This window comes from Bacteroidota bacterium (assembly GCA_039111535.1).
Lineage (GTDB): Bacteria > Bacteroidota > Rhodothermia > Rhodothermales > JAHQVL01 > JBCCIM01.
The window spans coordinates 1-9422 of sequence record JBCCIM010000232.1 but is presented as its reverse complement, the minus strand read 5'-3'; the positions used below and the strand labels follow the sequence as shown (position 1 = coordinate 9422).

Sequence of the window (9422 nt, the reverse complement as noted above, 5' to 3'; positions counted from 1 at the left end):
GGTGGCCGAGTAATTCGGGAAGGTCACCGCCTTCGAGATTGTAGTTGTCAGGGATGCCGTCGCCGTCGATTATCGGCGCACCCAACTGCCAGGGCCAATTTTTCAGGTTTTCTGAAATGGTACCGAATTGAAATAAATCATTTAAATCATTTCGATTGATTTCCCAGATTTGATCGTAGGGTGTGCAATCTGACGGTGGGTTACCCGCATCGTCTATAGGCCCGGGCCAGAATTCCCAAGGGCCGAACGAACTGGCAGCCACGCGCATGTCATTGTCAACAAGGCCACTGACCCAAATGTTGGCCGCAAACAGGGCATTAGAGTTGCCATCTTTTGGGACTTGATAGAAATGGGGCGAACCCCGCCAGAAGAGGGCACCCTGGTTAAACACACGTGCACGGACGTTACCAATATCGATAAACGCCTCTGCGGTAGCCTGTTCACAGGTACCTGTTTGCGCTGTCGCCTGAGGCGTTGACAGCACAAATAAGATGAGAAGTGCGATATAGTAGCTTTTTTGCATGTGATATACCAGCTGTTCCTATCTGGTAAAACGTAGAAATGCTGTGTAGCACGACATTTTGCGTGAAAGCGCCTATTCGTGCATGTAGAAAAGCATACAGGTTATTTCACGAGAAGCATTCGCCTGGTAAATTGGAGTTGGTTGACTTCAAAACGCGCAAGGTATACACCTGCCGGCAAGTTGTCGGCGTTGAAGGCTGCGCTGTAGTTACCGGCTGCCTGTCGATTCTCCACCAGCACCGCCACTTCCTGCCCGAGGGTGTTGTAAACGGCCAGTCGTAACCGCATAGATTGTGGGAGACTGTAGCGGATAGTGGTTGTACTTTTAAATGGGTTTGGGAAGTTTTGCTCAAAATTGAGCACCGTGCCAGGAGGTGGATTGTTGGGTTGTCGCGGATCAGGGTTCTTCGAAACACTGGGTGATAGAATAGCCGCAGCTGCGTTGATAATGATCGGTGTATCTGCTTTCAATTGACGTACGCTATCGAGATGGTCTTCGCCCCTTGCCCAAAGGATGGCAGTACTAACTGTCATGGTGTCGCCGGGTGCGAGGGTGATGGGGCCGGTCGACATGTGGAGCCGGCGGTCAGATGGGGCTATTGCGTTACCTGCGTTGTCTCCGTTGAATTCAGACCAAAACGCGCCGGTTAACGGATCACCGGGCATATAATAACGGGTTGGAATTTGAGGCAAGCCATCGGGCCAGAACGCGTCGGCATACCCGATGCTTCCCTCAAACATCGGGCTCCCGTCTCTCCATATGCCCCGCGCATAGTTGAAGTATTGTTGTAAAGTTTGTGGGCCCCCAACATTTCTACCGCTCTTCTGGTGATTCATTATGAGCGTGGGTCCAAGCATTTCACCGGGCTCGTCTGTTTCTCCATTGCGGTTGTTATCAAGCCCATCGCCAGTAGCTGGGGGTGTTTCGAGGAAGAGAAATCCCACCGCTGGTGGCGCTTCACCATACCCTTCTCCTCCCTCGTCGAAATTGTCGGCGTTGTAATAGTACGCCAGCCCCAGTAGTGTATCTGACCCGACATAGTCATCGTCAAAGTTGCCCAGGTCTCCATCGGTCCAGAAGGTGAAGTGCAAATCAGTGATGGGCACCGTGTTCTTGTTGATAACTTTATGCGTGTAAAATGTGTGGTTTTTGGCAGCCTCTGGAAATGGAAAGGCGTAGGCAGATCCGTGTACTTCGAGGCCGAGTGGTTGACTGTCGGTTGATTCGTGCGTGTTACCGCGGTCGTTCATGATCCACCAGAGTCGCTGGTGGCCGAGCAGTTCGGGAAAGTCACCCCCTTCGAGGTTATAGTTTCCGTGGACTCCGTCCCCATCAATCACCGGGGCACCCAGGTGCCAGGGCCAGTTTGCGAGGTTGGTCGAGATGGTTCCAAACTCGAACCAGTCAAAGAGGTCAGTCCATGTAATTTCCCATATCTGGTCGTAAGGACTGCAGTCAGCCGGCGGATTGCCGGCTACGTCGATTGGTCCGGGCCAGAATTCCCTCGGGCCAAACCGGCTCCCTGCTACGCGCACTTGATTGTCGATCAGGCCACTAATCCAGATATTTGCAGCAAAAAGAGCGCTGGAGCCTTCGCCTTTTGGGACTTCGTAGACATGGGGCGAGCCCCGCCAGAACAGGCCGCCGTTGTTAAAGATGCGCGCGCGTACATTGCCTATGTCAAGCTCAGCCTCAGCCAATGCTGGTTCACAGGTACCGGTTTGTGCTGTTGCCTGAAACGGAAGCAGCATAAGGAAGAGCAGTATCGTTATGAAGCTACATTTTTGCATGAGAGATACCATCTATACCTATCTTGTAAAACGCAGAAAAGTTGCGCCGAGCGACATGTGCGATATAAAGGCAGATTCAAGGCCGGGATGACGCGTGTGAAGGTCAGCGTAGCTCAACCCTAACCCTTTCACCAAAACGTTCAATCTTCCACTTCTCTACCGGATCAACAGCATGCGTTTTGTAAAACGGAGGAAGTCCGCCTCAAGGTGCGCGAGATAGACGCCGGGAGGTAACGACGCTGCATTGAAATCTGCGGTGTGAATGCCGGATTCCTGGTAAGCATCCACAAGTTGAGCGACTTCTCTACCAAGGATGTCATAAACTGTCAGTCGAACCTGCATGGCTTGCGGCAGGCTGTATCGTATGGTGGTTGAATTGCTGAATGGGTTAGGGAAGTTTTGATCGAAACCCAACACGTGGTTGGGGTGGGGAGCCAATTCTGGTTTTAAGAATGGATTGGGGACGGCATTGTGAGCAAGGAAAGCGTCCGCGCTGCCAAGTATACTGGTAGCAGTGCTCTTCAGTGTACGGATCGAGTCGAGATGATCACTTCCTCTGGCATAAAGGAAAGTAAAGGCAATATGAACCGTGTCGCCTTGTGCAAAAGTAAAGGGGCCCGTTGACATGTGGAGCCGGCGATCTGAAAGCGGGTTGGGCCTACCATTGTTGTTTGCGTTCATTTCTGACCAGAATGAATTGGTCAGCGGGTCTCCCGGGAAGGAAAATCGTGTGGCTACGCGCTGGCTATCAGCAGACCAGTTATTGTCTTCATATCCCCAGAATCCTTCAATGATGGGCGATCCATCTCGCCAAATACCACGCGCGTAGTTAATGATGTCGTGTGCATCACGTGGGTCGCCCCATGAAGCCGTATATCTCCTGTGACTCATAATAACCGTTGCGCCTAGCTTCTCTTTGGGTTCATCGATGAGGCTGTCTCTGTCGTTGTCAATGCCATCATTTTCTGCGGAGGGTGTATTGAGAAACATAAAACCAATGGCCGGCGGTGCCTTTCCATATCCTCCCTGATCATCATTGTCTGCATTGTAGTAATACGCCAAGCCAAGCAATGAATCTGAACCAACATAATCATCATTATAATCGCCCATGTCACCATCTGTCCATATTGTGAAATAGGTGTCTTGGATGGTTGCGGTACTTTTATTGATAAGTTTATAGGAGTAAAACGTCTGATGCTCTACAAGTGGGTGGTATTTATAAGCAAAAGCGGATGCATGCACCTCCAGGCCTAACGGTTCGCTTCCATTTAACCAATGAGTATTTCCCCTGTCATTCATGATCCACCAAAGTCGCTGATGTCCGAGCAATTCGGGTTCATCTCCACCAGCAAGATTGTAGTTGTCAGGATCTCCGTCTCCATCAATAACTGGTGCACCTAAATATGCCGGCCAATCTCTCAGGTTATTAGAAATGGCCCCTGATTCGCGAAACGTTTCTATATCGTTGAGATTGATCTCCCAGATTTTATCAAACGGTTTGCAATCTGAAGGTGCTTGCCCGGATTCGTTGAGTGGGCCTGGCCAGTAATTTCCCGGTCCAAATGTAGCCGCTGAGGCCCGTAGTTTGTTGTCCACCATCCCACTGACCCAAATGTTGGCCGCATAGATTGCATTTGCTCCATCTTCTTTTGGGACGCGATAAAAAGTGGGGCCGCCCCGGCCCCAAAAAAGCCCGCCATGGTTAGGAATACGTGCATGGGCTTTTCCAATATCCAGGAAAGCTTCTGCCGTGGGCGGCTCACAGGTACCTGTCTGTGCACTTGTCGGAGTAGCGGCTAGCAGACAACAAATTAATATGAGGAGTAAACGGAAATGCATGATCTGTTTCTTTTCCAAAGTCCCTTGTAAGAGGGAACGAAAAAAATCTGGCCGGCGCGACATTTTGATGAGCCTACTGCATGCACTTTCGTGTGTTGAAAAGTACGAGGCCCTGTTAAGGGCATTGCTTACAATTCAAACACACGACCCGTCATGGACTTTACCCTGCATATCGCCCAAACAGAAGCTGAGCGCGAGGCCATCTATCGCCTTCGCTATGAAGTCTACGTAGAAGAAATGCACATCTTTAATGACGTGGCAGACCACGAATGCCGCATGCTATACGGTGAGAACGATACCGACGCCTGGCTGATGTACGCAAAACAAGACGGCCAACTTATTGGCTCTTTGCGGCTCAACCTTGGCAAGTATGGTCAGTTTTCAGATGAGCTGGAAGAAACCTATGATCTCCAGCGCTTCCGGGATACCATCCAGGATGAACAACTCCTCGTGCTCACCCGGTTTATGGTGCGCAAGGGATACCGCGGCAGCCGGCTTTCCTATCGGATGATTGAGGAGGTGGCTGAGATTTGCAAGCGGGAAAAGATTGAGGTGGCTGTGTGTGACTGCCAGCCCCATTTGATTCGTTATTATCAACGCATGGGGTTTCGCAGCTATGCGTGCCCTGTTTATAATGATGATGCCTTTGGTATTATGATTCCGCTGGCTTTTGTGATTCGAGACCTTGCCTACCTCGCAGACACCCGTTCCCCATTTCGCAAAGTGCTTGAGCAACCTGTGGAAGATCTGGGATTCATAGCAGACGTTGCGGCGAGCCTGGGCAATGCAAGTGTAAGCAGTGTAGCGGAACTGCCCGAGGAGAAAGCCAATTGGATACTGGAACAGTTGTCAACTGAATGTACAGATATTACGCCCCACGCTTACTGTGGTACAAAGCTTTTTGAAAGCCTGCCGGCACAAGAAGTCAAGACCATCATCTCAAAGGGACATCTGTTAGATTTGAAGCAGGACGATCTTATGATCCGCAGCGGCCAGCAGACAACCACTGTGTTTATGATTCTCGCCGGGGAAGTAGATATTTGCAAAGGCGGCCAGGTTGTGCACCGTGCCGTGGCTGGTGAAGTAATTGGCGAACTCGGTTTTTTACTCAACAGCCGGCGCACGGCTGATGTACGCGTAGCTTCGCGGCATGCACAAGTGCTCAGTTTTGATGAGAGCCGGCTAAAACAACGTATCAAGTCACGCACGCCAACGGCTGCGCAGCTGCTTTATAACCTGTGTCAAATCCTCGCAGCCCGTGTCGCGCCGGCGCAGAAAAAAGAAAAGAGCATGTTCATGGTTGCTGCCTGATTTTAGACGGAATTGATGTGCAAATTTTTGATGACAACAGACCCAAAATATACGGGATAGATTTGTATCTTGGGCCTTCTTCTGTATCAATCGATATTGCTTGCCCTTGAAACGGGCCCATCAGATCCTCAAGCTATCCATGTACCAACTCAATAACGTTTGTCCCGGCGGTTTCCGTCTTGGCTCTTTAGTGCTTGCGCTGTTTTTACTCATCGGTGGTTGTACCACAAGCCAACCTGTGGCTGAAAAACCTTCCGCTGCCCCGTCGAAGGCAACCCCCTCAAAAAAGAAAGACGACCCGTACAAAGCCTATAAAGAGGTAGTTACGGATAAAGCCGTCTCAGAAGCAGGTTTGTTCACCTTGCACCGTGTTGATGACGACCTTTATTTCGAAATTCCTGATTCGCTCCTCGAACGCGAGGTGCTGTGGATTAGCCGCATTGCACAGACGCCCGCCAACCTGAGTCCGTTTATAAACGGTGGATCGAAAGTGGGCGAGCAGGTCGTGCGCTGGCAGCGCAAAGGGGATAGGGTTCTTCTGCGCAAGCGGTCATACACCAGTGTTGCAAATGACTCGCTGCCCGTAGCGCAGTCTGTTGCGGTAAATAATTTTGAGCCGATCATTCAGTCGTTTGATATCGAAGCCCTGTCTCCCGATTCGCAAGGGGTGCTTATCGATGTTACCGACCTCTTTGTGAAAGATGTGCCAGCTATCGGTGGGCTCAGCACCAGCCAGCGTACCCGTTTCAAAGTGCGCCGGCTTGATGGCAACCGTTCCTTTATCGACGAAGCCAAAAGCTTTCCGATGAACGTCAATGTGCGGCACACGCTTACGTTTGAATCAACAGCACCACCATCGAACAGCAAAGCCGGCACCATTTCGATGCAGCTGTATCAATCGATGATCTTGCTGGCTGCAGAACCCATGACACCACGTATCGCTGACGACCGTGTGGGGTATTTCACTGTCTCGCAAGTCGATTTTGGGTTGGATGAGCAAAAAGCAGCCCGGCGCACGTTTATTCGCCGTTGGAACCTTGTGCCCAAAGATCCCGAAGCCTATCTGCGGGGTGAACTGGTAGAGCCGGTCAAGCCGATTATCTATTACCTCGATCCTGCAACCCCTGATCGGTGGCGCCCCTATTTTTGCCAGGGCATCAACGACTGGCAGACTGCCTTTGAAAGCGCCGGCTTTAAAAATGCAATCGAGTGCCGCATCCCTGAAGATGATCCCGATTTTGATCCGGAAGATGTCCGCTTCTCTACGATGCGTTACGTGGCCAATACAACCCGCAACGCAACCGGGCCAAGCGTCTCCGATCCACGTTCGGGTGAAATCATAGAAAGCGATATTATCTGGTATCACAACCACATGCGTTCCTATCGTAACCGGTTGATGATCGAAACCGGAGCTGCAAATCCCGGTGCCCGTGGGCTCAAGCTGGATGCCGATTTGATTGGAGAAACCATGCGCCAGGTGATTGCCCATGAAATTGGTCACGCCATTGGGCTGCCGCACAACATGATTGCAAGCTCTGCTTTTCCCGTGGACTCCTTGCGTTCGCCGGCCTTTACCGAGGCATACGGGGTGGGGGCATCCATCATGGATTATACACGGCAGAACTACATCGCACAGCCTGGTGATGGTGTCACGCGTTTTGTCCGCAAAATTGGACCTTACGATCACTACTCAGTCGAGTGGGGTTATCGCTGGTACCCAGACATCGAGGAAGCGGAACAGGAAAAAACCATGCTGGATGCGATGATCCTCGAACACGCTGATGACAAACGTTTCCGTTTTGGCGGATCAACTGCTTATAATCCGGATGCGCAGACAGAAGATATGGGAGATAATCCGGTGCTGGCCAGCACCTATGCTGTTGCGAACCTCAAGCGCGTTGTACCTGAGTTAGTCAATTGGACGACAACTGATGGAGAGGACTACGACGACCTTGAAGAAATTTATGGCGAGTTACTTGGCATGTGGAGCCGCTACATGCGGCACACCATAACGCTGATTGGCGGAGTCTATGAAAACCGAAAAACGAGTGACCAGTCGGGCATGGTGTATACAACAGTAAGTCGTGCAAACCAGGAAGCGGCGCTTGCGTTTTTACAGGAGCAGGTCTTTACAACGCCGACATGGTTGCTTGATGACAGCATTTTACGGAGAATTGAACCAGCAGGCGCCGTTGATCGGATTCGAGGCCGGCAGGTGTCGATTCTCAACAACTTACTCGATCCCACACGACTTCAGCGTTTGATCGAGGGCGAAGTCATTGACGGTGAGAATGCGTATACAGCCATTGAATTTATGGAAGACCTGCAGGATGGTCTCTGGTCTGAAATTGATGTAACGCGGCCGGCCATTGATACCTATCGCCGTAACTTGCAGCGCGGTTACCTGGAGCGCATGGCTTACCTGATGAACGAAGAGTTTAGCTCCAATTTTGCGTTCTTCTTTGGCACTTCAGTTGATGTGAGCCAGTCGGATATCAGGCCTATTGTCCGTGGTCAGATGGAGGCTCTGCAGCGGAAAGCCTCAGCGGCCAGCCGGCGGACGCGCGACAAAATGACGCGCTACCATCTCGAAGATGTTGTTGTGCGTATTGATGAACTGCTCAATCCCGACGATTAATTCATCCCGACGTTTAACGCAAAAAGTAGCAGCGTAACCCGATATGCCTCAAGGGCCCTTTCCGAAATTTGAAACCGAACGGCTGGTGCTCCGGCAGTTCCACATACAAGACGCCCGCCGGGTACAGCAGCTTGCCGGTGCACCTGAAATGGCGCAGACCACTTTTCTGCCCCATCCCTACAAAAATGGCATTGCAGAACGCTGGATTTTGAGTTTGATTGATGATTTTCACAACGACCGCGTGATCAACTTCGCGATTGAACTTAAGTCTTCGGGTGAGTTGATTGGCTCAATCGGGATTGTACTGGAGATGCCCCACAATCGAGGCGATTTGGGCTATTGGGTCGGGATACCCTACTGGGGCAGTGGCTATTGCACGGAGGCTGGCCATGCTGTGCTGCGCTATGGGTTTGAAGAGTTGCAATTGAATCGCCTTGCTGCCCCCCATTTTTCGACCAATCCGGCTTCGGGGCGTGTGCTACAAAAGCTTGGCATGTCCCATGAAGGCACGCGCCGGCAGCACTATTACCGGTTTGGCCAGTACCTGGATGCCGAGATGTATGGGCTTGTCAGGGAGGATTACTTGAAAAAGCTAAATCTAGACCAGGTCGAATAGGTTTTTTGTGTTCAAGATGACTGGTTTGGCCCCTTCTGCAGAGGCCTGGTCGACCATGTCTTGCGTGCCACCAACACCATCTCCTCCTTCGCCATTCCACAAGGCAAAGAGGGTAACGTTTGCCCCGCCATAAACGAGCGCATTATTTAACATCCAAAGGTTGTTGCGCACCCATATGGAATAGTCATTTTTCTCCTTGAGCCATGTAGGGAGCTCGTCGTTCTCGCCAAGTACGGGGCGTTCATCTGGCGTCAGGCGGTCATAGATTTTATCAAAACGGTCAACCCAGGATTGGCCCGCAAAAGATACAGAAGCATCGAGGAATTTTTTTCTAGGGAATAGCAGGTACATGTGTGAGGAAATGCCGGCAGCGTGGCATGCCTCGTGGAACAGGATATCGCCGCCACAGGCACCACCGGTAATTCCAAGTATAGATTTATTCTGCTTTTGTAATGATGCAGCCTCTGAAGCTACAGCATCTGCAATGGCCTTAGCTGCAGCGTGCTCATTTTTTGCCGGGAATCGAGGGTGCTCTCTGGTGGCGCTATCGATCATGTGCCCCGTGAAAAGGAATACATGGTCAAAAGGAGGCCTGGTGCCGTGGATTTTATAATCTGCCAGGCTTTGCAAGAGCAGGCGAGAGGCATCAACTTCGAAACCAAGTCCTTGAATTTCTTCTGCAAAAAGCCGCAGGTCGCCTAACCT

General features: G+C 51.2%; 7 protein-coding genes. 3 read left to right on the top strand and 4 right to left on the bottom strand.

The genetic code is table 11. The features are described from left to right. The 3 genes from AAF564_23820 to AAF564_23810 form a co-directional block, all read right to left on the bottom strand. Window positions 1-523: hypothetical protein (locus AAF564_23820; protein MEM8488597.1), on the bottom strand; the 523-nt coding region annotated here is incomplete at its 3' end. A 101-nt stretch (window positions 524-624) separates the two neighbouring features. Further along, window positions 625-2313, bottom strand: coding sequence for a T9SS type A sorting domain-containing protein (locus AAF564_23815; protein MEM8488596.1), 1689 nt, complete (start codon window positions 2311-2313; stop codon window positions 625-627). Between the two features lie 156 nt (window positions 2314-2469). After that, window positions 2470-4152 (bottom strand): T9SS type A sorting domain-containing protein, encoded by a 1683-nt coding sequence (locus tag AAF564_23810; GenBank protein ID MEM8488595.1) that lies wholly within the window; start codon window positions 4150-4152, stop codon window positions 2470-2472. A gap of 153 nt (window positions 4153-4305) precedes the next feature. Here AAF564_23810 and AAF564_23805 point away from each other — a divergent pair, with 153 nt between their 5' ends. From AAF564_23805 to AAF564_23795, 3 genes are all read left to right on the top strand, one after another. Then, window positions 4306-5463 (top strand): GNAT family N-acetyltransferase, encoded by a 1158-nt coding sequence (locus AAF564_23805; GenBank protein ID MEM8488594.1) that lies wholly within the window; start codon window positions 4306-4308, stop codon window positions 5461-5463. A 106-nt stretch (window positions 5464-5569) separates the two neighbouring features. Then, on the top strand, window positions 5570-8101 hold the full coding sequence (locus tag AAF564_23800; protein MEM8488593.1) for a zinc-dependent metalloprotease: 2532 nt from the start codon (window positions 5570-5572) through the stop codon (window positions 8099-8101). A gap of 43 nt (window positions 8102-8144) precedes the next feature. Then, window positions 8145-8717, top strand: a complete 573-nt coding sequence (locus AAF564_23795) for a GNAT family N-acetyltransferase (GenBank protein ID MEM8488592.1) — start codon at window positions 8145-8147, stop codon at window positions 8715-8717. Here the strand turns inward: AAF564_23795 and AAF564_23790 are convergent. Further along, window positions 8700-9422: hypothetical protein (locus AAF564_23790; GenBank protein MEM8488591.1), on the bottom strand; the 723-nt coding region annotated here is incomplete at its 5' end. The genes AAF564_23795 and AAF564_23790 overlap by 18 nt on opposite strands.

What these genes read in the sequence shown, in the direction of transcription:
- AAF564_23815 (MEM8488596.1), bottom strand. Translation starts at nt 2,313, where the DNA reads ATGCAAAAATGTAGCTTCATAACGATACTGCTCTTCCTTATGCTGCTT.
- AAF564_23810 (MEM8488595.1), bottom strand. Translation starts at nt 4,152, where the DNA reads ATGCATTTCCGTTTACTCCTCATATTAATTTGTTGTCTGCTAGCCGCT.
- AAF564_23805 (MEM8488594.1), top strand. Translation starts at nt 4,306, where the DNA reads ATGGACTTTACCCTGCATATCGCCCAAACAGAAGCTGAGCGCGAGGCC.
- AAF564_23795 (MEM8488592.1), top strand. Translation starts at nt 8,145, where the DNA reads ATGCCTCAAGGGCCCTTTCCGAAATTTGAAACCGAACGGCTGGTGCTC.